The organism is Klebsiella sp. GN_Kp190, assembly GCF_040061795.1.
Taxonomy (GTDB): domain Bacteria; phylum Pseudomonadota; class Gammaproteobacteria; order Enterobacterales; family Enterobacteriaceae; genus Klebsiella; species Klebsiella michiganensis.
On record NZ_JBEAFN010000021.1, the window covers coordinates 1 to 22038 of the forward strand.

Below are 22038 nucleotides of genomic sequence, written 5' to 3' on the forward strand. Positions count from 1 at the left end.
GAAGAAAGACCGGAGACTTCAGTTTAGTCTGGCACTGTTTTCAGGGAGGAGATCAATGACGTCGGGCTACAGATGATGTGAAGTCGTGTCGAAACCTTGATATAATGAGTACAGATTACACATTCGATAGCTGAGGAATCGCGATGAGCAATGACAAGAAAACGCAGGTGTATTACGTTAAACCGTCTCGCGCTGACATTGTTCGCTCGGTAGCAACGTCAACCGCCGTTGAGACGGGGCAGTCTTCTGAGAAGATCGAAGCTTCGCTTGAAGCGACGCGCAAAAAGTTCGCCCATCTTCGTCTTGCTGTTTAATCACGTCTTAACGCAGTACCGACCCAATAACACATCGGGCCGTAGTCCATTGACATACCTGCGTGGATAGCCGAAATATATTCGGCTTTGTTTTGCTCCCAGCTTTGATAATCCAGCGGCCTGTGTCCCCCCTGAACCGCCATCACATCAGCTAAAAGTCGTGATAAACGTCCATTGCCTTCCCGGAATGGATGGATGAGTATCAGCTCTACATGGGTTATAGCAATAGCCTCTATGATCTGTTCTTCGCTCATGTTAGTGCATGGTGTATATCGGGCAAGGTATTTAGCGTCGAAATCGTGTATTAGTTTTGGCAACTGTGCAGAGGGCGCGAACATAAAGCCCCCTTTGCTGATATTGACAGTCCTTTCTTGCCCGGCCCACTCATAGATGTTTCCCAGCCAGCGGCGATGCCAGCTTTTCAGCAAAGCAATGGTGATCTGCCCTGCTGGAAACTGCTCTTCAAAAATGCAGTGATAGAGCTTCTCTAACAGCACAAGCTCCGCTTCGTCCATCTCACCAGAATCAGCAATCCCCAGCTTATTTGCCAGAACTTGCTCATCGGAGTTTTTCTCATATTGTCCTTCACTGCCAGAGATACGGTATCGGCTCATGGGAACATCCTGCGCTAATGGGTGCTAAGAAATTATAACGCTGGGTGAGGAGAGTAACAATGGTCGTATAATCAGACAGTTACAAAAGTGTAGGCTGAAATATAGTTTTTATAATCTGATGGGAAATTATCGTTAATAATCAGCATTAACAGACCAATACATCATGGTTTACGAAACATCAATAGTGCTGCGCGCGCTTCCTACCCATTCTTCAAGTTTATTTGCCCAGTCCTGCATCATAACCTTTCGCTCATCAAGATAAGTTACATGGTTGTATGTGCGACGAACATTGTTGGTATCAGCGTGCGCAAGTTGGGCCTCAATAGCATCAGGTCGATAGCCCATCTCGTTTAAACGGGTACTTCCAGTGGTTCGGGTTGCATGTGGGCTATATGTACCACTCCAGCCGAGGCTTTTACGTAGCTGGCGCAGCGAGTGCGATGTCATTGGACCTAACGGATTATCCCTGCCCGGGAAAAGGTGCTGCCGATGCCCGGTTAATCCCTGTAGTGTTCTGAGCATTTTGATAGCTTGGGAGGGTAGGGGAATAACGTGTTCTCTCGGGCTTTCATTCGCGCTGCCGGAATTGTCCACAGGGCGTTATCAAGATCGAATTCTGTCCATTCTGCTTCGGTGGCTTCTGCAGGACGCGTCAATGTTCACCACATAAGCCACATACAATAGTTAACCTGGTACGAGCCACGACTATTATCAAAACAGTTTAATAACTTTCCGATTTGCTGAGGATTCAGTGCTTGTTTGTGCTGTGTCTTATTGGCCGGAAGGGCCTTGCGCACAGGCCGTACAGGATCGCTATCAGCTCTAAGCGTTGCAACTGCTAACTCAAAAACTGATGAAACGGTGCGGCGAGCTTCAGCGGCAACTGTCGGTGCTCCTCGTTTAGCAGTTTCTTGAAGAATTCTAAGGATATGGTGTGGAGTGATCTCTCTGATTGGGAGCTTACCTATTGCGGGGAAAACCACACGTTCAAGCATATCCAGTCGGCGCGTTTTGGTAATTTCGGCCCAGTCTTTCATCTGCAACCACTCTTTAGCGATCAGCTTAAAGGTGTTGGAGACGTCGTTGACCTTGCGGATCTTATCTAACTGGCGAGCCTGTGTCGGGCTAACTCCATCTGCGACTTGCTTACGCGCTTGCTGAAATGAAAAATCCACGCAATTGCGTGGATTTTGTGGTTTTTTTCGATGTTCATGAGGTTCAATGAAACCTCATGAGACAACAAATTTTATTTAGACGTTGAACAGGAAGTTCATCACATCGCCATCTTTCACGATGTAGTCTTTACCTTCAGCGCGCATTTTCCCGGCTTCTTTGGCACCCTGTTCGCCTTTATAGGTAATAAAGTCTTCATAGGCGATGGTCTGCGCGCGGATAAAGCCTTTTTCAAAGTCGGTGTGGATTTTACCCGCGGCCTGCGGGGCAGTGGCGCCGACGGGGATAGTCCAGGCGCGCACTTCCTTCACCCCTGCGGTAAAGTAGGTCTGCAGGTTCAGCAGCTCGTAGCCGGCGCGGATAACGCGGTTCAGGCCCGGCTCTTCGAGACCCAGCTCGGCCATAAACTCATCGCGGTCGGCATCGTCCAGCTCGGCGATATCGGACTCAACGGCGGCGCAAACGGCGACCACCACAGAACCTTCGGCGGCGGCAATTTCGCGAACTTTATCGAGATAAGGGTTGTTCTCAAAGCCGTCTTCGTTGACGTTGGCGATATACATGGTCGGCTTCAGGGTCAGGAAGCTCAGGTATTTAATCGCCGCTTTGTCTTCTTCGGTCAGGTTTTTCAGCGAACGCAGCATGCCGGCATTCTCAAGGTGCGGCAGGCATTTTTCCAGCGCCGCCAGCTCGGCTTTCGCGTCTTTATCGCCGCCTTTGGCTTTCTTCTGCACGCGATGGATGGCGCGCTCGCAGGTGTCCAGGTCGGAGAGCGCCAGCTCGGTGTTGATCACTTCAATATCGTCAGCCGGGTCCACTTTATTGTTAACGTGGATGATGTTGTCGTTTTCGAAGCAGCGCACTACGTGACCGATAGCTTCGGTTTCGCGGATGTTGGTCAGGAACTGGTTGCCCAGGCCTTCACCTTTCGACGCGCCTTTAACGAGGCCTGCGATATCAACGAATTCCATCGTGGTTGGCAGAATACGCTGTGGTTTGACGATTTCAGCCAGTTTGTCCAGACGCGGATCGGGCATCGGCACGACACCGGTGTTCGGCTCAATGGTACAGAAGGGGAAGTTGGCCGCTTCAATACCCGCTTTAGTGAGCGCATTGAACAGGGTGGATTTGCCGACGTTGGGCAAACCGACGATACCGCATTTGAATCCCATGATTTAAATCACCTTAATCTTTGGATAATCAACCTGTTACAGCGAACAGATTGCAGAAAAGTAAATAGCTTCGCCTATTATACACGGTGCGTGACAAAAATTCCGCACGCCGACCGGTTATTGCGCTTTAAAAGCGTGTAAACGGTTGGTCGCCTTGGTCAGGCCATCCTTCAGCCACACCTCGGTGCAGCGTACCGCTTCGTCAACGGCCTCATCAATCAGCTTCTGTTCGCTGGCGGGCGGCTTGCCCAGCACAAAACCGACAACTTTATTTTTATCGCCCGGATGGCCGATTCCCACGCGTAAGCGGTGAAAGTTCGGGTTATTGCCCAGCTTGCTGATGATGTCTTTCAGGCCATTATGGCCGCCGTGGCCACCGCCCAGCTTGAACTTAGCCACGCCTGGCGGTAAGTCGAGCTCATCGTGGGCGACCAGGATTTCGTCCGGGTTAATACGAAAGAAGGTCGCCATCGCGCCGACGGCTTTGCCGCTCAGGTTCATAAAGGTGGTCGGCACCAGCAGGCGGACATCTTCGCCGGCAAGGTTAATCCGCGAGGTGTAGCCGAAGAATTTGCTCTCTTCGCGCAGCGGCGCGCGGTGGCGTTCAGCCAGTAAATCCACGTACCAGGCGCCGGCATTATGTCGGGTCGCCGCGTATTCAGCGCCGGGGTTCGCCAGGCCGACAATTAATTTTATGCTCACTTTTTTATCCTGCTTGGATCGTTCTCTGGCGCGTAGTGTACTGTCTGCGCGCGCGGTTGACAAAATTCTGCCAGCGAAACGCACCTGCCACAGATAATCACGGGTTTGAATAATTAGAATTTGATGTTGTTCAGTGGGTTATTTGTAAACTTTTGTTGGCAAGATGTTCGCTTCTGTGATCGTCCACGCAATCGCTATATTGGCCATTGTCTATACTACACCTATAAGATTTGGGGATATTCCCATGCAACCCAAGGTTCCGGAGGTGACATATGAAACGCAGAAACGCTTCGTTACTCGGTAATGTGCTGATGGGGTTGGGGTTGGTCGTCATGGTTGTCGGCGTTGGTTATTCTATTTTAAACCAGCTTCCGCAGCTTGACCTGCCGCAGTTTTTCGCACACGGCGCGATCTTGAGTATCTTTGTCGGCGCGGTACTGTGGCTGGCTGGCGCCCGTATCGGCGGTCATGAACAGGTTAGCGACAGATACTGGTGGGTTCGCCACTACGATAAACGCTGCCGCCGCGATCAGCATCGCCACAGCTGAGTGAATTCCAGACCGCCAGCCGTTGTGAACGGCTGGTGCGTTTTCATGCCGCCCGTTCAGGCTGCCCGCCTGTTGGTGTCTCAAATCCTCCTTTCTCTCTTCGTCTTTCTTCGGCACCGCCTGCCTAATACAATTCCTGTACAGAACGCTTGACCCTGACGTCACGTCAGGCAGCAGAGTGGCGCCACTGGTAAACGAAAGGAGCAGTCATGTTAATTCAGGTGGGTGAACTGGCGAAGCGCGCCGGCATAACCGTCCGCACGCTACATCACTATGAACAAACGGGACTGCTGGCGCCTTCGGCCAGAAGCGCGGCGGGTTACCGGCTCTATAATCTGGCGGCCGTTCAGCGACTGCATATGATCAAAGCGCTGGCGCAGGCCGGGCTGGAACTCGCCACTATCAAGGACTATCTCGACCGGGACGCCTTCTCGCTGTCCGACCTGTTGGTCAAGCAGATCGCCACCCTCGACCGGCAGCTGCAAACCCTCTCCACGCTGCGCCAGCGCCTGGCGCTGCTGCGTGAAGAGCTGGACAGCGGAGACGAGCCCGACCTGGAGTCCTGGCTACAAACGCTGGAGCTGATGAAAATGTACGATCGCTGGTTTAGTCAACAGGAATTACAGGTGCTGCCGTTCGCAGAGCAGGATGCGCAGCGTAACCAGATATGGCTGGAGCTGGTGGGTGAAGCGCAGCAGCTTATGGGCGAACGCTGTCCGGCCGATGAGCCTCGGGCGATTGCGCTGGCCACCCGCTGGATGGCGCAGCTGGAGCAGGATACCGCCGGCAGGCCGGAGTTTCTGACTCGCCTGAATGAGATGCACGCCGCCGAACCGCAGATGCGCGAGCAAACCGGGGTGACGCCGGAGATGATTGATTTCATTACCCGTGCTTTTGCCGAAAGCAAGCTGGCCATCTGGGCGCGCTATCTGAACGCCGAGGAGCTGGCTTTTACACGGCAGCACTATTTCGATCGCCTGATGGAGTGGCCGGCGCTGGTGGCCGAGCTGCATCGGGCCTGTCGTGAGAAGCGGGAGCCTGCCTCCGCGGAAGGTCAGCAGCTGGCGCAGCGCTGGCTGGCGCTATTCCAGTCTTACGCGGGAAAGGATCCGCACACGCAGCAGAAGTTTCGTTATGCCATGGAGCGGGAGCCGCATTTGATGAAGGGAACGTGGATGACGCCGGAGGTGCTTGGCTGGCTTCAGCAGGCGATTGGCGTAATGATGCGGCAGGCGCCGGGGCCTGCCGCCGGGTAATTAAATATCCGCCAGCGCGGCGCTGCGGTCCGGGTAGAAGCTCAGGCGGCCCGGAATCGGCTTAACGCCTGCCCGCGCCAGGGTACGCAGGGGCTGAAATTCCAGGTTCGACACGCGTAGCTCACAGCCTTCCGGCAGCTTATTCACGAAGCGCTGGAAGGCATCCAGCCCGCCGGCATCCAGCACCGGCACCGCATCCCACTTCAGCACGACGATACGCTTGCCAGCAATCCGCGTTTCCAGATCGGTAAACAACCCTTCCGCGGCGGCGAAAAACAGCGGACCAATGACGCGCAGCACCAGTACGTCATCGGGAACCTCGACGTTGACCGGTGCGAGGCGGGTCATCCGCGCGATCCGGCGCATAAACAGCAGGGAAGCCAGCACAATACCGACGCTAATAGCGATGACCATATCAAACAGGACGGTCAGCGACATACACATCAGCATGACGATAATGTCGTCTTTTGGCGCATAGCGCAGCAGGTTAACGACCTTGTGCGCTTCGCTCATATTCCATGCCACCATCAGCAGCAGCGCCGCCATCGCGGAAAGCGGCAGCCAGGAGAGCAGAGGGGCAAGCACCAGCAGCGCCATGATCACCAGCAGCGCGTGGATCACGGCGGAAACCGGCGAGGTCGCCCCGGCGCGAACGTTGGCCGCCGAGCGGGCGATAGCGGCGGTGGCGGTAATGCCGCCGAAGAACGGCGCGACGATATTGCCGAGCCCCTGGCCAATCAGCTCGCTATTGGCCTTGTGTTTGGTGCCGGTCATGCCGTCCAGCACCACGGCGCACAGCAGGGACTCAATCGCCCCGAGCATGGCCATGGAAAACGCCGCCGGCAGCAGCGCCTGCAGTGAGGACCAGCTGAGGGTGAAGTCTGAACCGGGCATATCCCACGGCAGCACCAGCTGCGGCAGCAGCTGCGGAATACCGTTGCCCTGGCTGCCGTCGGCGAGAATATAGTGGAACTGAGAGCCGATGGTGGCGACGTGCCCGCCAAGCAGGTTGACCACGCCCATCACCGCGCAGCCCGCCAGCAGGGCCGGCAGGTGGCCCGGCAGACGAATCCCCAGACGCGGCCAGATAATCAGCGTGCCTAGCGTGACAACGCCGATGGCGGCATCGCCGGGGTTAATGGTCGGCAGCGCCATCGCCAGCGCGCCGACTTTCTGCAGATAATGTTCAGGCACGTGGGCCATCTGCAGACCGAGAAAATCTTTAATTTGCATGGTACCGATGGTGATACCGATCCCGGAGGTGAAGCCGAGGGTGACCGATAGCGGAATATACTCAATCAGGCGGCCAAAGCGCGCCAGGCCGAAAAGAATCAGGAAGATCCCCGACATCAAGGTGGCGACCAGCAGCCCGGCGAGCCCGAACTGCTGCGAGACCGGGTAGAGAATCACCACAAAAGCGGCGGTTGGACCGGACACGCTGAAGCGCGAGCCGCCGGTTAACGCAATCACGATCCCCGCCACCGCGGAGGTATAGAGACCGTACTGCGGCGCCACCCCGCTGCCAATTGCCAGCGCCATCGCCAGCGGGATAGCGATAATCCCGACGGTAATTCCGGCAATCACATCACGAGTAAACCGCGAAGCGGTATATTTTTCTTTCCAACAAGCGTCGATGAGGGCGCGGAAAGGCATCACATGTGAGGAAAATAATCTGTTCACAATAATGTTTCATCCATGAGCGCATCATCTGTCAACTAAATGGCAGGTGAAGGAGGCATCGGTCATTTCCACGTCATCCTTCGGGATGCCTCTGTGTTGGCTGCGTTCATTTATCCCGGTCTCGTACTGCCTGTACGCTGCCGGAGATTCATTCACTTGCCGCCTTGACGCATGCCGAATGATTTTGTGGAGAATAAAAGGTTCAGAGACAAAAAAACCCGCCGCAGCGGGTTTTTGAGCCGGGCTCGATTAATGTTCGAACATAGCAGAGATAGATTCTTCGTTGCTGATACGACGAATCGCTTCGGCCAGCATACCAGACAGCGTCAGAGTACGTACCTTTTCCAGCGCTTTGATTTCCGGCGTCAGCGGAATGGTATCGCAGACGACGAATTCGTCAATCACAGAGTTTTTGATGTTCTGGATGGCGTTGCCGGAGAAAATCGGGTGCGTGGCGTAGGCGAATACGCGTTTCGCGCCGCGCTCTTTCAGCGCTTCCGCAGCTTTACACAGGGTACCGCCGGTATCGATCATATCGTCAACCATTACGCAGTCACGGCCGGCGACGTCACCGATGATGTGCATCACCTGAGAAACGTTAGCGCGCGGACGGCGTTTGTCGATGATAGCCATATCGGTATCGTTCAGCAGCTTGGCGATAGCGCGAGCGCGAACCACGCCGCCGATGTCCGGAGAAACCACGATAGGGTTATCCAGGTTCAGCTGCAGCATATCTTCCAGCAGGATCGGGCTGCCGAATACGTTATCCACCGGAACGTCAAAGAAGCCCTGAATTTGTTCTGCGTGCAGGTCAACGGTCAGAACGCGGTCAACGCCGACGCTGGACAGGAAGTCAGCAACCACTTTCGCGGTGATAGGCACACGAGCAGAACGAACACGACGGTCCTGGCGAGCATAACCGAAGTAGGGGATAACAGCGGTGATACGACCTGCCGAAGCACGACGCAGAGCATCAACCATAACAACCAGTTCCATCAGGTTGTCGTTGGTGGGAGCACAAGTGGACTGGATGATGAAAATATCACCACCGCGTACGTTTTCATTGATTTGTACGCTGACTTCGCCGTCGCTAAAACGACCTACAGCGGCGTCGCCAAGAGAAGTGTACAGGCGGTTGGCAATACGTTGTGCTAGTTCCGGGGTGGCGTTACCAGCAAAAAGCTTCATATCAGGCACGAGAAGAACCTCAGGCATGCGTCCAGTGGTGGATGAAATGGGCCAAAAACGGTGCGGGTGGGCACGATTTCATCCAGGCGGTGTATTTAAAGAGCCCGATGCAACGTCTGGAACAGGGTGACGTTGTCACCGTAACTCAGTTTCCCCGGCGTTTTCACCAAATTTGCTATAATGAGCAGAACTTAGCGCAGCGCCTGCTTGAGCGGAGAGATATTAACACCTCGCGCTACGAAGCCATGCAGCCATGCCGGGGCTTTTTCAAGCACCTGACGAGCGGCGGATTCAGTGTCAAATTCAGCAAACACACATGCACCGGTGCCAGTCAGGCGCGACGGCGCATATTCTAACAGCCAGGAAAGCGCTGCATCAACCTCACGAAAACGTTTTCTTGCGATAACCTCGCAATCATTGCCGAATTTACATTTTAATAACGTATTAATTGACCTTGACGGGGTATTGCGCGGGAGTTCCGGATCGCGAAAAATGATCGGCGTGGGAATGCTCACTCCCGGATGGGCCACCAGATACCATTTTTCCTCCGGTTCGGCCGGGGTGAGAATTTCCCCGACGCCTTCGGCAAAGGCCGCATGGCCGCGCACGAACACCGGCACGTCGGCGCCCAGCTGCAGACCCAACGCCGCCAGCTCATCTTCCGAGAGATGGCAGCCCCATAAGTGATTCAGCGCCACCAGTACGGTCGCGGCGTTGGACGAACCGCCGCCGAGGCCGCCGCCCATCGGAAGAACCTTGTCGATGCTGATATCGGCGCCGCTGCCCGCAGGAAGCTTCCCGGCCTGGGCTGCGGCCTGCATTAAAAGCCTGGCCGCGCGAATAATCAGGTTCTCTTCATCCGGCACGCCGTCAACCGGCGTCAGCAGACGCAGCTGGCCATCGTCGCGCGGTTCAATCATCAGCGTGTCGCCATAATCCAGAAACTGAAACAGCGTCTGCAGGGTGTGGTAACCGTCGGCGCGCTGCCCGGTAATATACAAAAACAGATTCAGCTTTGCGGGAGAAGGCCAGCGGGTCATCATTTCACAATCCAGTTATCCATTTTCAGCTTGATGCGCTGACTGCCGTCGTTAAGCTCCATATTGGCCGGTAGCGAAGGTTTGGTGTCCGAGGTGTAGCCACCGTAGGTGACGTGCCAGGTTTTGCCGTTTTGCGTGTAGTTCAGCTCGCGCAGGCGGTACTGGTCGTCAAGCGAGTAGTCGGTGGCCTCGCCCGGCAGGCCAATAATCCACTGGCGCAGGCTGTTGAGCGGAATCGGCATGCCGGTCAGGCGGCCAATCATCTCTTCGGCGTCGGTCGCCGTGTAGGTCTGGCCTTTATTGTCAATCAGCTGCACGCTGCCCGGCTGGGCGGTTAACGACAGCTCGGTGCTGCCGAGGGGGTTAGTCAGCAGCAGGCGGTAGCGGTCCTGGCCGGTTTGCTGCCAGAAGAAGCGGGCATAGACTTTTTGCTCATCAGAAAGATAAGCAAAAGCGCCGCGCGTCTGGAACTGATTAAGATTGCGGACATCTTGCTGGTGCTGACGCCACTGTGGAGAATCCGGGCTTTTACCCGGCCCTTTCGGAGCATTAATCGCACAGGCGGTCAGAACGAGGCTTGCCAGCGGCAACAGGCGGAACAGTCGATTCATAATGATGACAAATCCTTGATGTCTACAGTGAAATGCGGCGAATGGGAGAAACAGGCGGCCGATTTGTGTAGCGGGTTACAATTATAACCATTAATGCTAGCGTTGCCGGACGGTAGCGTCTACGTTCAAGTTGTCTGAAATCAAAAAATTACCGTTAATGGCTATTACAGATTAGCTATTACTCCAAAAGGGGAGCCTCTCTTTTATTGATTACGCGCATCCTGTATGATGCCTGCAGACTAACCTTAGCAACGCTGGTACTACTCCCTCACAATGACGCTTTTAGCTCTTGGCATTAACCACAAAACAGCTCCTGTAGCGCTGCGAGAACGCGTAACGTTTTCGCCGGATACGCTCGATCAGGCGCTGGAGAGCTTGCTGGCCCAGCCAATGGTGCAGGGCGGGGTGGTGCTGTCGACCTGTAACCGCACGGAACTCTATCTCAGCGTCGAAGAGCAGGATAACCTTCAGGAAGTGCTTATCCGCTGGCTATGCGACTACCACGGTTTAAATGAAGACGACCTGCGCAAAAGCCTCTACTGGCATCAGGACAACGAGGCGGTTAGCCATCTGATGCGCGTCGCCAGCGGCCTGGATTCGCTGGTGCTGGGCGAGCCGCAGATCCTCGGGCAGGTGAAAAAAGCCTTTGCCGACTCCAGCCGTGGTCACCTGAACGTTAGCGAGCTGGAGCGCATGTTCCAGAAGTCGTTCTCGGTGGCCAAACGCGTGCGTACCGAAACCGATATCGGCGCCAGCGCGGTCTCCGTGGCGTTTGCCGCCTGTACCCTGGCGCGACAAATCTTCGAATCACTTTCCAGCGTGACCGTGCTGCTGGTTGGCGCCGGTGAGACTATCGAGCTGGTGGCCCGCCATCTGCGCGAGCATAAGGTGCGCAAGATGGTGATTGCTAACCGCACCCGCGAGCGCGCTCAGGCGCTGGCCGATGAAGTCGGCGCGGAGGTGATCGCCCTGAGCGACATCGACGAACGGCTAAAAGAAGCGGATATCATTATTAGTTCTACCGCCAGCCCGCTGCCGATTATTGGCAAAGGGATGGTGGAGCGCGCGCTGAAGGCGCGCCGCAATCAGCCGATGCTGCTGGTGGATATCGCCGTTCCGCGCGATGTCGAACCGGAGGTTGGCAAGCTGGCGAACGCCTATCTCTACAGCGTGGACGATCTGCAAAACATCATTCAGCACAATCTGGCGCAGCGTAAAGCCGCGGCGGTGCAGGCGGAAACCATTGTCGAGCAGGAAGCCAGCGAATTTATGGCCTGGCTGCGCGCTCAGAGCGCCAGCGAGACTATCCGCGAATATCGCTCCCAGGCCGAACAGGTCCGCGAGGAGCTGACGGCAAAAGCGCTGGCTGCGCTCAATCAGGGCGGCGATGCGCAGGAAATCATGCAGGATCTGGCACGTAAGCTGACTAACCGCCTGATCCACTCGCCAACCAAATCTCTTCAGCAGGCCGCCCGTGACGGGGATGATGAACGCCTGCATATTCTGCGCAACAGCCTCGGGCTGGAATAGCGCACCTTTCTCTCTTTTTTAGGACAGGGTGAATTCACGCCTATGAAGCCTTCTATTGTTGCCAAACTGGAAGCCCTTTACGAACGCCATGAGGAAGTTCAGGCGCTACTCGGCGATGCCGCAACCATCGCCGATCAGGATAAATTTCGCGCATTGTCGCGCGAATACGCACAGCTGAGCGACGTCGCCCGCTGCTACACCGACTGGCGTCAGCTGCAGGATGATATCGAAGCCGCGCAGATGATGCTCGACGACCCGGAAATGCGCGAAATGGCGCAGGAAGAGCTGCGTGAAGCGAAAGAAAAGGGTGAGCAGATGGAGCAGCAGCTGCAGGTTCTGCTGCTGCCAAAAGACCCGGACGACGAGCGTAACGCGTTTGTTGAAGTTCGCGCCGGTACCGGCGGCGATGAAGCGGCGCTGTTCGCGGGCGATCTGTTCCGTATGTACAGCCGTTACGCGGAATCACGCCGCTGGCGCGTGGAAATCATGAGCGCCAACGAAGGCGAGCACGGCGGCTTTAAAGAAGTGATTGCCAAAATCAGCGGCGACGGCGTCTATGGGCGACTGAAGTTCGAATCCGGCGGCCATCGCGTACAGCGCGTGCCGGCTACCGAATCCCAGGGGCGTATCCATACCTCCGCCTGCACCGTGGCGGTCATGCCGGAGCTGCCGGAAGCCGAAATGCCGGATATCAACCCGAGCGATCTGCGCATCGATACCTTCCGCTCCTCCGGCGCGGGCGGTCAGCACGTTAACACCACCGACTCGGCGATCCGTATTACCCACCTGCCGACCGGCATCGTCGTCGAGTGTCAGGACGAACGTTCTCAGCACAAAAACAAAGCCAAAGCGCTGTCGGTGCTTGGCGCGCGTATTCGCGCCGCGGAAGTTTCAAGGCGCCAGCAGGCGGAAGCCTCAGAGCGCCGTAACCTGCTGGGCAGCGGCGATCGCAGCGATCGTAACCGCACCTATAACTTTCCGCAGGGCCGCGTGACCGATCACCGCATCAACCTGACGCTTTACCGTCTGGACGAAGCGATGGAAGGCAAGCTGGATATGCTGATTGAGCCGATCGTTCAGGAATATCAGGCCGATCAGCTGGCCGCCCTTTCCGAGCAGGAATGATGACTTTTCAGCAGTGGCTGACGCAGGCCATCGTCCGCCTGAGCCAAAGTGAAAGCCCGCGCCGGGATGCCGAAATCCTGCTGGGTCACGTGACCGGCAGGGCGCGGACCTATATTCTCGCCTTTGGCGAAACGGCGCTGACGGCGGCGCAGGCCGCCGAGCTGGAAACGCTGCTCAGCCGTCGCGCCCGGGGCGAGCCGGTGGCTCATCTGGTGGGCCAGCGCGAATTCTGGTCGCTGCCGCTGTTCGTTTCTCCCGCCACGCTGATCCCGCGTCCGGATACCGAATGCCTGGTTGAACAGACGCTGGCGCGGTTATCCGACAAGCCGTGCCGCATTCTCGATCTCGGCACCGGCACCGGCGCCATCGCTCTGGCGCTGGCCAGCGAACGCCCCGATTGCCACGTCACCGCCGTTGACGTAATGCCCGACGCGGTGGCGCTGGCGGCGCGTAACGCTGAACATCTCGCTATCCCTAACGTCAGGATACTGCAAAGCCACTGGTTTAGCGCGCTCGCCGGGCAGCAGTTCGACATCATCGTCAGCAATCCGCCCTATATCGATGAAACCGACCCGCATCTTGCGCAGGGCGATGTGCGCTTTGAGCCGAAAACGGCGCTGGTCGCCGCCGATGGCGGTCTGGCCGATCTGGCGCATATCATCCGCGAAGGCCGCCGCTATCTGGCTGCCGGCGGCGTGATGCTGCTGGAACACGGCTGGACGCAGGGGGAAGCGGTGCGCGCAATCTTTCGCGCGGCGGGTTATGGCAATATTGCCACCTGTCGCGACTACGGAGACAACGAGCGTCTGACGCTCGGGCAATATCAGGGAGGCGTATGAATCTGTTTAACGCGGTACTGTATCTGCATATCGCCTGCGTGGTGGTTTCGGTGAGCCTGTTCGTGCTGCGCTACTGGTGGAGCTGGAGCGGTAACCGTCTGCTTGACCAGCGCTGGGTTCGTATCGCGCCGCACTGTAGCGATACGCTGCTGTTTCTCAGCGGCGCCGGATTAATGGCAATAACGCACTATCTGCCGTTTACCGAAGAGGGTACATGGCTGACTGAGAAGCTGTTTGGCGTTATCATTTATATCGCATTGGGATTTATCGCGCTGGGCCGTCGTCGCCAGCGCAGTCAGCAGAGTCGGTTTGTCGCCTTTCTGCTGGCCCTGGTGGTGTTGTTTATCATTATTCAACTCGCCATCACAAGAACACCGTTACTGGGGTAAGGCATGAGGTCGTTAGCTGATTTCGAATTTAATAAAGCGCCGTTATGCGACGGCATGGTCCTCATTTCTGAATTAATCCGCGACGATTTTCCGACGCACTATGTGCAGGATGAGCTGGAGCGGCTGCTGGGCCTGGCGCGTGAGGAGATTGCCGCTTCGTGGGACCAGGAGCGCCAGATAGAACGTCTGCTGGAGCTTTTCTATCATGACTGGGGCTTTAGCGATTCGCGCGGCGTTTACCGCCTGTCCGACGTGCTCTGGCTTGATAAAGTCCTGAACAATCGTCAGGGTAGCGCGGTATCGCTAGGCGCAATCCTGCTGTGGATTGCTCAGCGTCTGGCGCTGCCGGTGGTGCCGGTGATTTTTCCGACCCAGATGCTGCTGCGCGCCGACCCTGAAGAGAGCGAAGAGATGTGGCTCATTAATCCATTTAACGGCGAAACGCTTAACGAGCATACGCTGGAAGTGTGGCTGAAGGGCAATATTAGTCCGGTCGCCGAGCTGTTTAACGAAGACCTCGATGAAGCCGACAACGCGGAAGTGATCCGCAAGCTGCTCGACACGCTCAAATCGGCGCTGATGGAAGAGCGGCAGATGGAGCTGGCGTTACGGACCAGCGAAGCGCTGCTGCAGTTCAATCCGGAAGACCCGTACGAAATTCGCGACCGGGGACTGATATACGCCCAGCTGGATTGCGATCACGTGGCGCTGCAGGACCTCAGTTACTTCGTTGAACAGTGCCCGGAGGATCCTATCAGCGAGATGATCCGCGCGCAGATCAACACCATTTCGCACAAACAAATTACATTGCATTAGTCTGAAACCATTCCGGTTACACCCTGATAAGGCGAACTTATGAAACAAAAAGTGGTTAGCATTGGTGATATCAACGTAGCAAACGACCTGCCATTCGTGCTGTTTGGTGGCATGAACGTGCTGGAATCCCGCGATCTGGCGATGCGTATCTGCGAACACTACGTGACCGTCACGCAGAAGCTGGGCATTCCTTATGTGTTTAAAGCCTCTTTTGATAAAGCTAACCGTTCTTCCATCCACTCCTATCGTGGGCCGGGGCTGGAAGAAGGGATGAAGATTTTCCAGGAGCTGAAACAAACGTTCGGCGTGAAAATCATCACCGACGTTCACGAAGCCAGCCAGGCTCAGCCGGTCGCTGACGTGGTGGACGTTATTCAGCTGCCTGCGTTCCTCGCCCGTCAGACCGATCTGGTTGAAGCGATGGCGAAAACCGGCGCGGTGATCAACGTGAAAAAACCGCAGTTCGTGAGCCCGGGCCAGATGGGCAATATCGTCGATAAGTTTATCGAAGGCGGCAACGACAAAGTGATCCTTTGCGATCGCGGCGCGAACTTCGGCTACGATAACCTGGTCGTCGACATGCTGGGCTTTGGCGTGATGAAGAAAGCCTCCAATAACTCACCGGTTATCTTCGACGTTACTCACGCTCTGCAGTGCCGCGACCCGTTTGGCGCCGCTTCCGGCGGACGCCGCGCGCAGGTTGCCGAACTGGCGCGCGCCGGGATGGCGGTGGGTATCGCCGGCCTGTTTATTGAAGCGCATCCGGATCCGGAGCACGCGAAATGCGACGGTCCGTCCGCGCTGCCGCTGGATAAACTGGAGCCGTTCCTCAAGCAGATGAAAGCCATCGACGATCTGGTTAAAGGCTTCGATGAGCTCGATACCAGCAAGTAACCGTCGCTGAAATGACAAAAGCCTGCCCGTTGCAAAACCGGCAGGCTTTTTTATCTCCCCGACAGGCGGACGCCGCCGGGGGAGGTTCAGGCAAAAATGGTCATCAGGTAGGCGGCGAACAGTGCCAGGTGCGCCGCGCCGTTCAGCACGTTGGTACGCCCGGTAGAGAACGATATCTGGCACAGCAGCAGCGAGGCGACCATCACCACCATTTCCGGCGCGCCAAGGCCAAAGCGCAGTTCGTTGCCGGTGAGGAAGGCGATAAGCGTCACCACCGGCACCGTCAGGGAAATGGTGGCCAGCACGGAGCCGAAGAACAGGTTCATCGCCCGCTGGACCTGATTGTTCAGGACCGCTTTCAGCGCGCCAAGGCCTTCCGGAGAGAGGATCAGCAGCGCGACCAGGAAGCCGGTAAAGGCGACGGGGGCATTCATGCTGGTCAGCAGCGTCTCCAGCGGATTGGCGTTCATTTTAGTCACGGCGATAACCGCAACCAGGTGTACCAGCAGCCAGGCGGTGTGCCACTTGCTGCTATGGGCCGACGGTTTGCCGTGATGCGGGTCATCGTCGTCGCCGTCATCCTCGTGTTCGTAAACAAACAGGCTCTGGTGCGTTTTCGTTTGAATCAGCAGGAACACGCCGTACATGGCGGCGGAGATCAGCGCAACCAGCAGCGCCTGGCCGGTAGTGAAATTAGCCCCGGGCAGCGCCATGGGAAAGACCAGGACGATGATCGCCAGCGGAAAGAGGGCAATGAGGTACTGTTTAAGGCCGAACAGATTCATATACTGGGTGGCGAATTTGCGCCCGCCCAACAATAAAGAAAAACCTACCAGCCCGCCGGTAACAATCATGATGATTGAATAAAGCGTATCTCGCATCAGGGTCGGCGCGGCGTCGCCGGTGGCCATTAATGCGGAAATCAGGCTGACTTCGAGAATAACCACTGAAAGGCTTAAAATTAACGAACCATAGGGTTCGCCAAGGCGGTGCGCCAGAACGTCGGCGTGGCGAACAACGCTGAACGCGCTGCTCAGAATCCCGACAAGCGCCAGGATATTAATGGCAACGACCACTGGCAGTGACTGGCTGCTTCCCCAGAAAAACAGCACCGCCAGCGCCAGAACCGGAAAGGCGAGGGTGGTCTCCTTGTGGCGGGTTTTCACCGCCTCATGTGCATCGGTCATGAATTATCTCCAGGTGTGCAGGTGTTATAATTATAGATACTGTAAGTTAATAAAATAACAGACATTGATCGAACTACTTTGTTTTTTTACTTAAATTTACCACTCTGACCATGGAAAAGTGGTAGATTGCCATAAACTGCGGTTACTATCGTTTTGTATTTATTATTCAGATAATTACTAAAACATCTTTCTCATTTATCCATCGCCTTGCCAGCCGGTAAAACGCCTGACAGACTGACTATTCACCCTAAATCTGGAGGTCGCCATGCCCTATAGCAACAAAAGTGAATTACCCGACAGCGTTCAGCACGTTCTGCCTGCGCATGCCCAGGAGATTTACAAAGAGGCCTTTAACAGCGCCTGGGACCAGTATAAGCATAAAGAAGACCGACGCGATGACGCCAGCCGTGAAGAGACGGCGCACAAAGTCGCCTGGGCGGCGGTGAAAAATGAGTACCAAAAAGGCAATGATGATAAGTGGCATAAGAAGAAGTAATCGCTTTTGCTACCTCATGTGCTGCCTGAGCCCTTGCCCGCGGCTCGTTCATTGCTTATTGTCAAATAAAGCTGGATAATAATTCGGCAATACTTCACGGATGGCACCAGATAATCGCCGGGAAGCGGGCAGCGGCGGAGGTAGTAGAAAGTGTTAACGCGTGATTTCTTACTGAATGCGGATTGTAAAACGGCGTTTGGCGCTATTGAGGAATCGCTTCTTTGGTCGGCAGAGCAGCGGGCAGCCTCTTTGGCGGCGACCCTGGCCTGTCGTCCGGACGATGGCTCGGTGTGGATCTTTGGCTACGGTTCGCTGATGTGGAATCCGGCGCTGGAGTATCGCGAGTCCTGTACCGGTACGCTACCGGGCTGGCACCGCGCGTTTTGCCTGCGGCTCACCGCCGGGCGCGGTAGCGCCACTCAGCCGGGTCGAATGCTGGCGTTGAAAGAGGGCGGGCGCACCACCGGGGTTGCCTACCGCCTGCCTGATGACACTCTCGAAGAAGAGCTGACCCTGCTGTGGAAGCGGGAGATGATCACCGGCTGCTACCTGCCGACCTGGTGTAAGCTGGATCTGGACGATGGCCGCACCGTCAATGCATTAGTTTTTATTATGGACCCGCGTCATCCGCTGTTTGAGGCGGATACCAGCGCGCAGGTGATTGCGCCGCTGATAGCCCGCGCCAGCGGCCCGCTTGGCACCAACGCTCAGTATCTGTTCTCGCTCGATCAGGAGCTGCGGAAACTCGGGATGTACGATGCCTGCCTCGACGATTTAGTCGGCAAGGTGCGTCATCTGCTGGGGGAAAGCAGCCAGCCCGGGCTGGCTTAAGAGTATATCGCCCGGGTTTCCCCGGGCGTTTGCTATCAGGCGGGAACGTAGCTGATGGAGTGCTCCAGCGACTGGCTGTGGCTGTCGATGAGAACGTTCCAGGTGCCGCTGTAAGGCACGGTCAGATACGCGCTATCTCTGTCCTGCACACTCAGAATATCCGCATGACTATCGCCAGGCACTTTGGCGCTCATCAGGTGAATGTGGCAGCGTTCGGAACAACGCACCACCAACGTATCACCGCCAAACAACGTTAAACTTGCTTTTACCATTGCCATTTAATCTCGACCCCGTTTCTGTCTACAGCATCCTGCCAGCCCATTAACCCGCGTGATATTGTTCACACTTTGCTCTGTGCATAACACCAAAGGGGAGGGGGGCAGATGCTGATTTTGATCAAAAAAAGGAATAAAGATTAAACAAAAATGACGTTGTGCCTGAAAGCATTCAGCTGACATTGTTTTCGGTTAACAAACGCCGCCAGCTTAATATTTAATCCCGTTGAATGGCGGGTTTTTAGAAGGTCAGGACTTTATCCGCCGCCAGCGTCCACTGCGCCAGCTCGACGAGGGTGCCAATCTCCACGCCATCAATCAGCGGCAGCGCGCCGATCCCCCGGCCGTCAGCGCAGGTTTTACACAGCTTCACCGGCACGTTTTGCGCGGTGAGGATCTCCAGCATCTGCTGAATGTTGTAGCCTTCCGCTGGCTTCTGTCCGCGCAGGCCGGCGGTCACCGCATCAGACATTAAAAATAATTTCAGTTCGAGGTCAGACTGCTGCTCGCGCAGGGCGATAGCCAGACGCAGGCTATTGAACAGGGATTCGCTGCCGTAGGCGGCACCGTTAGCGATAATTACAATACGTTGCATAAGGACTCCTTCTATAAGGCACGGTTATTGCTTGGCTGAAGTATAAAGCGTTAACCCGGGGGAAGGGTATGAATAATGTGGCGGGTAATACGCCTGAGGTGGTCGACTGGTTTGCGCGCGCGCGTCGCTTACAGAAGCGGCAGCTGCACCAGCTGGCGCAGCAGGGGACGCTGGCAGGCCAGATAAGCGCGCTGGTGCATATGCTGCAGTGCGAGCGCGGCGCGTCAAATATCTGGCTATGCTCGGGCGGCAGACTATACGCGGCGGAGTGCCGGGCGGGCGCGGCGCTGGTTGATGAGCAGCTCACGCGGTTTTATGCGGCGCTGGAACCTGCCCGCGATGCCGCCAGCAGCGCGCTCTGCTGGCGAATTGCCTGCGCGGTGTGGTATCTGACGCAGCTTGTCGCGTTGCGTAAACGCGTGCGCGGCCTGGAGATTGCCGCAGAAGAGGCCACCGGGCAGTTTAGCCGCATTATCCGCCACCTGTTGAATATCGTTCCGCAGCTCAACGACAGTATCGACGATCCGCAAATCGCCGGGCGGATGGTCGCGCTTTACAGCTTTATGCAGGGGAAAGAGCTGGTCGGACAGGAGCGCGCGCTGGGCGCGCTGGGCTTTGCTCGCGGACAGTTCAGCGATGAGCTGCGCCAGCAGCTGGTGGACCGCATTGACGGCCAGCAGCCCTGTTTTGACACTTTTCAGGCTTTAGCCAGTTCGCCGCAAACCGTTCTGTTTGTTGAGCAGTGCCAGGCCGGCCTGGAAATTGAACAGCTGCGGCGGGTCGCCTGCACCCGCCAGCCGCCGCCGGACGAGGGAGAAACGGCGCTGCGCTGGTTTTGCGTTCAGACCCAGCGTCTTGAGCAGCTGCGCGGCGTGGAAGAGCGGCTGATCGCAGACCTGCTTAACGCGGCCGATGCGCTGCTGGAGGGAGACGATCGGGAGGTCCAAGTGCCGCCCGCCGACTGGCAGGAGGACGGTATAGCCCTGCGGCTGGATAAGCAGCTGTTGCCGCTGGTGCGCCAGCAGGCCCATGAGCTACAGCAGCTCTCCGCCCAGCTCGCGTCCTTAAAAGATGCGCTTGAAGAGCGCAAGCTGATTGAAAAAGCCAAAAGCGTGCTGATGACCCACCAGGGAATGCAGGAGGAGCAGGCATGGCAGGCGCTGCGTAAAATGGCGATGGACAAAAATCAGCGCATGGTTGAGATAGCCCGCGCGCTGCTGACGGTGAAGTCGCTATGGCAAGTACCTCCAAAGGAGTAGATGCACAATCAACGGGCATATATTGCCAGTCGACGGTGCAGTTTTTGCCTCAAACGCCCCCGGCAAGTGAGCCAACCCGCGTGAACCGGGCCTCCGCAAATCTGGCATTGGCTTTGCATTAAATAAAACGAGTGAATAAAGGTTTAGGGCAGCGGGCCAACGGCGGCACGTATGTCTAAGGATAAAGGCGTCCAGCGGTGCGTAAGCACCGCCGGGCGCTTTTTTTTGCGCGTTTCTGGAGCGGGTATGGGCGATACGTTTTCAATTTCACGGCGGCGTTTATTACAGGCGGGGGCGGCGCTGGGCGGCGCGATGCTGCTCCCCGGCATAATGCAGGCGGCGTGGGCGGCTGGGTCGGATAAGCCGGAACAGACCACCGTGCGGGTGGGGTTTATTCCGCTAACCGACTGCGCTCCCTTAGCTATCGCTTCCCTGAAGGGATTCGATAAAAAGTACGGCATCACCCTCGTCCCGAGCAAGGAGGCCAGCTGGGCGGCGGTGCGCGACAAGCTGGTTGCCGGGGAGCTGGACGCCGCGCACATTCTGTACGGCATGCTCTACGGCCTTGAGCTGGGGATCGCCAGTAAACCGCAGGCGATGGCCAATCTGATGACCCTTAACCGCAACGGTCAGGCGATAACGCTCTCCAGCGAGCTGCAGGAGAAGGGCGTCACCGACCTGGGCGGGCTGAAAAAACTGATCGGCCAGCAGGCGCCGGGTAGCTACACCTTCGCCCACACCTTTCCAACCGGCACCCACGCGATGTGGCTCTACTACTGGCTGGCGAGCGGTGGAATTCATCCCTTTGACGATATTCGCACCGTCGTTGTGCCGCCGCCGCAGATGGTAATGAACATGCGCATCGGCAATATGAGCGGCTTTTGCGTTGGCGAACCGTGGAACGCGCGCGCGATTAACGATCGTATCGGCTTCACCGCCGCCACTTCGCAGGATATCTGGCCGGAGCATCCGGAAAAAATTCTCGGCACCCGCAGCGAATGGGTTGAGCGTCATCCCAACACCGCGCGCGCGCTGGTGGCGGCGCTGATGGAGGCCCAGCGCTGGATTGACGCATCCGCCGAGAACACCCGCGAAACGGCGCGCCTTCTCGCCAGACGCGCGTGGCTGAACACCAAAGAGCAGTACCTCAGCGGGCGCATGCTCGGCGAATACGACAACGGTATCGGCCGCCGCTGGCAGGACGTGCACCCGATGCGCTTCTACGAACGGGGAGAAGTGAGTTTTCCGTGGCTCTCGGACGGCATGTGGTTTTTGACCCAGTTCCGCCGTTGGGGATTGCTGAAGTCGGCGCCGGATTATCTGGCGGTGGCCCAGCGCATTAACCGGATTGACGTCTGGAAAGAGGCCGCGCAGGCGGTCGGCGGCATCAGCGCGCCGACGCAGGCGATGCGCAGCAGCACGCTGATCGATGGCAAGGTCTGGAATGGGGCCGATCCGGAAGGCTACGCCCGCAGTTTCGCGATTCAACGTAAGGGGGCATGAG

23 protein-coding genes and 1 pseudogene are annotated in these 22038 nt (G+C 56.8%); 13 read left to right on the plus strand and 11 right to left on the minus strand.

Annotation, left to right across the window (positions count from 1 at the left end; genetic code table 11):
* The first annotated feature begins 143 nt into the window (after positions 1–143).
* Positions 144–314: a hypothetical protein gene (locus ABLU67_RS13765; protein ID WP_004900141.1), complete on the plus strand. Its 171-nt coding sequence runs from the start codon at positions 144–146 to the stop codon at positions 312–314.
* Here the strand turns inward: ABLU67_RS13765 and ABLU67_RS13770 are convergent.
* From ABLU67_RS13770 to pth, 4 genes and pseudogenes are all read right to left on the minus strand, one after another.
* A complete protein-coding gene (locus ABLU67_RS13770) occupies positions 311–928 on the minus strand; it encodes a Fic family protein (protein ID WP_064358142.1) in 618 nt (205 codons plus the stop codon). The two genes, ABLU67_RS13765 and ABLU67_RS13770, sit on opposite strands and share 4 nt — an antisense overlap.
* A gap of 168 nt (positions 929–1096) precedes the next feature.
* Positions 1097–2103: pseudogene (locus tag ABLU67_RS13775) on the minus strand (tyrosine-type recombinase/integrase).
* 75 nt (positions 2104–2178) lie between these two features.
* Positions 2179–3273 carry a redox-regulated ATPase YchF gene (gene ychF, locus ABLU67_RS13780; RefSeq protein WP_048262513.1) on the minus strand — a complete coding sequence of 365 codons (1095 nt, stop codon included), beginning with the start codon at positions 3271–3273 and terminating at the stop codon, positions 2179–2181.
* 117 nt (positions 3274–3390) lie between these two features.
* The gene (gene pth, locus ABLU67_RS13785) at positions 3391–3975 is read right to left on the minus strand and encodes an aminoacyl-tRNA hydrolase (RefSeq protein ID WP_032749932.1); all 585 of its coding nucleotides are present in this window, start codon (positions 3973–3975) and stop codon (positions 3391–3393) included.
* A 272-nt stretch (positions 3976–4247) separates the two neighbouring features.
* Here pth and ychH point away from each other — a divergent pair, with 272 nt between their 5' ends.
* The gene (gene ychH, locus ABLU67_RS13790; protein WP_004103160.1) at positions 4248–4523 is read left to right on the plus strand and encodes a stress-induced protein YchH; all 276 of its coding nucleotides are present in this window, start codon (positions 4248–4250) and stop codon (positions 4521–4523) included.
* Between the two features lie 209 nt (positions 4524–4732).
* Positions 4733–5779: a MerR family transcriptional regulator gene (locus ABLU67_RS13795; RefSeq protein ID WP_064392644.1), complete on the plus strand. Its 1047-nt coding sequence runs from the start codon at positions 4733–4735 to the stop codon at positions 5777–5779.
* Here the strand turns inward: ABLU67_RS13795 and dauA are convergent, their stop codons facing one another.
* The 4 genes from dauA to lolB form a co-directional block, all read right to left on the minus strand.
* Positions 5780–7459: a C4-dicarboxylic acid transporter DauA gene (dauA, locus tag ABLU67_RS13800; RefSeq protein WP_014229756.1), complete on the minus strand. Its 1680-nt coding sequence runs from the start codon at positions 7457–7459 to the stop codon at positions 5780–5782.
* 249 nt (positions 7460–7708) lie between these two features.
* Positions 7709–8656, minus strand: coding sequence for a ribose-phosphate diphosphokinase (gene prs / locus ABLU67_RS13805; protein WP_004103157.1), 948 nt, complete (start codon positions 8654–8656; stop codon positions 7709–7711).
* A gap of 182 nt (positions 8657–8838) precedes the next feature.
* Complete coding sequence (gene ispE / locus ABLU67_RS13810) at positions 8839–9687, minus strand: 4-(cytidine 5'-diphospho)-2-C-methyl-D-erythritol kinase (RefSeq protein ID WP_224294064.1); 849 nt, start codon at positions 9685–9687, stop codon at positions 8839–8841.
* Positions 9687–10298 carry a lipoprotein insertase outer membrane protein LolB gene (lolB, locus tag ABLU67_RS13815; protein ID WP_004851888.1) on the minus strand — a complete coding sequence of 204 codons (612 nt, stop codon included), beginning with the start codon at positions 10296–10298 and terminating at the stop codon, positions 9687–9689. The genes ispE and lolB overlap by 1 nt, the downstream gene beginning before the upstream one ends.
* Before the next feature lie 273 nt (positions 10299–10571).
* On the opposite strand from lolB, the gene hemA reads away from it, so the two are divergent.
* The 6 genes from hemA to kdsA are packed head-to-tail and all read left to right on the plus strand — an operon-like array spanning position 10572 to position 15891.
* Positions 10572–11828: a glutamyl-tRNA reductase gene (gene hemA, locus ABLU67_RS13820; protein ID WP_004851885.1), complete on the plus strand. Its 1257-nt coding sequence runs from the start codon at positions 10572–10574 to the stop codon at positions 11826–11828.
* 42 nt (positions 11829–11870) lie between these two features.
* On the plus strand, positions 11871–12953 hold the full coding sequence (prfA, locus tag ABLU67_RS13825; protein WP_004851884.1) for a peptide chain release factor 1: 1083 nt from the start codon (positions 11871–11873) through the stop codon (positions 12951–12953).
* Positions 12953–13792: a peptide chain release factor N(5)-glutamine methyltransferase gene (prmC, locus tag ABLU67_RS13830; RefSeq protein WP_032694081.1), complete on the plus strand. Its 840-nt coding sequence runs from the start codon at positions 12953–12955 to the stop codon at positions 13790–13792. The genes prfA and prmC overlap by 1 nt, the downstream gene beginning before the upstream one ends.
* Positions 13789–14181 (plus strand): invasion regulator SirB2, encoded by a 393-nt coding sequence (gene sirB2, locus ABLU67_RS13835; RefSeq protein ID WP_004851880.1) that lies wholly within the window; start codon positions 13789–13791, stop codon positions 14179–14181. Before prmC ends, sirB2 begins: the two co-directional genes overlap by 4 nt.
* A gap of 3 nt (positions 14182–14184) precedes the next feature.
* A complete protein-coding gene (gene sirB1, locus ABLU67_RS13840; protein WP_004851879.1) occupies positions 14185–14997 on the plus strand; it encodes an invasion regulator SirB1 in 813 nt (270 codons plus the stop codon).
* A gap of 39 nt (positions 14998–15036) precedes the next feature.
* Positions 15037–15891, plus strand: a complete 855-nt coding sequence (gene kdsA, locus ABLU67_RS13845) for a 3-deoxy-8-phosphooctulonate synthase (RefSeq protein WP_004851877.1) — start codon at positions 15037–15039, stop codon at positions 15889–15891.
* Between the two features lie 86 nt (positions 15892–15977).
* On the opposite strand, the gene chaA is transcribed toward kdsA, so the two are convergent.
* A complete protein-coding gene (gene chaA / locus ABLU67_RS13850; protein WP_004121802.1) occupies positions 15978–17078 on the minus strand; it encodes a sodium-potassium/proton antiporter ChaA in 1101 nt (366 codons plus the stop codon).
* A 265-nt stretch (positions 17079–17343) separates the two neighbouring features.
* Here chaA and chaB point away from each other — a divergent pair, with 265 nt between their 5' ends.
* Both chaB and ABLU67_RS13860 read left to right on the plus strand, forming a co-directional pair.
* Complete coding sequence (gene chaB, locus ABLU67_RS13855) at positions 17344–17574, plus strand: putative cation transport regulator ChaB (protein ID WP_032749922.1); 231 nt, start codon at positions 17344–17346, stop codon at positions 17572–17574.
* Positions 17575–17724: 150 nt separating this feature from the next.
* Positions 17725–18405 carry a gamma-glutamylcyclotransferase gene (locus ABLU67_RS13860; protein ID WP_004851874.1) on the plus strand — a complete coding sequence of 227 codons (681 nt, stop codon included), beginning with the start codon at positions 17725–17727 and terminating at the stop codon, positions 18403–18405.
* Positions 18406–18440: 35 nt separating this feature from the next.
* Here the strand turns inward: ABLU67_RS13860 and ABLU67_RS13865 are convergent, their stop codons facing one another.
* Both ABLU67_RS13865 and ABLU67_RS13870 read right to left on the minus strand, forming a co-directional pair.
* Complete coding sequence (locus ABLU67_RS13865) at positions 18441–18683, minus strand: DUF1883 domain-containing protein (protein WP_002910387.1); 243 nt, start codon at positions 18681–18683, stop codon at positions 18441–18443.
* Positions 18684–18921: 238 nt separating this feature from the next.
* Positions 18922–19275: a DsrE/DsrF/TusD sulfur relay family protein gene (locus ABLU67_RS13870; RefSeq protein WP_014229754.1), complete on the minus strand. Its 354-nt coding sequence runs from the start codon at positions 19273–19275 to the stop codon at positions 18922–18924.
* A gap of 68 nt (positions 19276–19343) precedes the next feature.
* On the opposite strand from ABLU67_RS13870, the gene nasR reads away from it, so the two are divergent.
* The gene (gene nasR, locus ABLU67_RS13875) at positions 19344–20534 is read left to right on the plus strand and encodes a nitrate regulatory protein NasR (RefSeq protein WP_049101263.1); all 1191 of its coding nucleotides are present in this window, start codon (positions 19344–19346) and stop codon (positions 20532–20534) included.
* Between the two features lie 246 nt (positions 20535–20780).
* A complete protein-coding gene (locus ABLU67_RS13880) occupies positions 20781–22037 on the plus strand; it encodes a CmpA/NrtA family ABC transporter substrate-binding protein (RefSeq protein WP_224293411.1) in 1257 nt (418 codons plus the stop codon).
* Position 22038: the final 1 nt, after the last annotated feature.